Genomic DNA, 1,441 nt, shown 5'->3' with positions numbered 1-1,441 from the left:
GAAATTGTAACCTGTCAGCCAGTTTTTTGCCAAACTCATGTTAGCCGCTTTTTGTGTTTTTGCTTTTTTGGGACAAAAAAATCTTTAGCAAACTTTCTCGGGCGAAAACACAAATTGCGCCTAACGAAAAAGTATTGCCGATGGTGGGGTAGTTGAAAAACGTCCGCCTGGCAACCGAAGTTCAATTTAAAAACTTTCTGATGAAGATAAAAACAAAAAGCCAAATAGCAAACGTCCAGCCCGAACAGAAGTTGAATAAAGATTTGCTGCCGATTGCTCTAACGTCCAGCCCCACTATTGGCAATACTCTTGTTATGCGCCGTTTAGTCTTAGGAGGTTGAGAGTAAATAAATAAAATGGATAAAAATCACAACCAGAATTGCCATTGTAGAATAATATGTTACAACAAAAGGTTTGTAATTTTTAAAATTCGCTAATCGGTTTGATAAAAGTATTGTCACAATAAAAGAATAGATTAAGATATTTGTCCCAAGCAAACCAAAGAGACCTACGAAAGTATTAAGTTTTAAAAAGTCAGATAGAAATATAAGCGGGAATGCATAAAGCGTATAGTCGGCAATTAAGTTAAAAATAGTTCCGTTTCCCAATGTTCCTTCACTTTTAGCAAACGCAAATAAATACCCTACTACTGCAATAAAGCACAATAAAATCACTGCACTAAAGAATAAATCGGACTTTGTTTTATTCTGCAGAGTCATCAATTTCTATTTTTTTTAGGTAAATGAGCGTTTTTGTCAAATTGCGCATAACGTTGAGGGCTTGGCGAAGAACTGGAATTTGAATCACGTTGGCCGAGAACCAAAGTTAAATTAAAGTTCCCAAGTTCAATGCTGTTTTTTACGGCTAAAAAAAAGTTTCTTCTGTCGAAACTGAAGTAAAATAGCAAAATAAAAGTTCAATAACTTCCGTCCGCCAGTTTTTTGCCAAACCAATGTTATATGGCGTTTTTCTTTCTGTTGTCATTTTTCGTTTGAGTCAAAACCATACATAAAATTGTTCAAGTGTCCGCCAGAACTTTCAAGTCCAACAATGTCCATAAGTTCCTCAAAGTAGAAGCAAATCCGTTCTCTGTCCTCAGTGTCAATATTGATATAGATGTCTGCAAAGCGGTCGAGTCCAATTTTAATTTTGTCTTGATAGTCCTTGTCCGTTGCATGATTAGTTTTTGCTAACGTTTGAAAGTCGTCTGCAGCTTTATTGATTTTTTCAGTCAAAACTGGTCTCATTATTGGGTCAGCAATGCCAGGATAAGATTTTTCTTCAACAAATTTTTCTTTCTTTTTAAACTTATCGAATTTGTCCATTGCGTTTGGTGGTGTTTTAATTTGTCCTTGTCCACAAGCTGTCACAAGTAGAAGCGTCAGTCCTAAAAATATGCTGGTGAGTTGTTTCAAGGTGTCGGTCTTTTAAAATGCCATAT

2 protein-coding genes are annotated in these 1,441 nt (G+C 35.7%); both read right to left on the bottom strand.

Features of this window, described 5'->3' with window-relative positions:
- Positions 1-329: 329 nt before the first annotated feature.
- The gene (locus tag GO621_RS18610) at positions 330-719 is read right to left on the bottom strand and encodes a hypothetical protein (RefSeq protein ID WP_157569893.1); all 390 of its coding nucleotides are present in this window, start codon (positions 717-719) and stop codon (positions 330-332) included.
- Between the two features lie 261 nt (positions 720-980).
- Complete coding sequence (locus GO621_RS18605; protein ID WP_198170321.1) at positions 981-1,415, bottom strand: DUF4844 domain-containing protein; 435 nt, start codon at positions 1,413-1,415, stop codon at positions 981-983.
- Between the last annotated feature and the right edge of the window lie 26 nt (positions 1,416-1,441).

It is taken from the genome of Mucilaginibacter arboris (assembly GCF_009754915.1).
In the GTDB taxonomy this organism is placed as follows: domain Bacteria; phylum Bacteroidota; class Bacteroidia; order Sphingobacteriales; family Sphingobacteriaceae; genus Mucilaginibacter_A; species Mucilaginibacter_A arboris.
This window is presented reverse-complemented; position numbering and strand designations above follow the sequence as displayed.

Coding starts and splice junctions, on each gene's coding strand:
- GO621_RS18610 (WP_157569893.1), bottom strand. CDS start 719: ATGACTCTGCAGAATAAAACAAAGTCCGATTTATTCTTTAGTGCAGTG.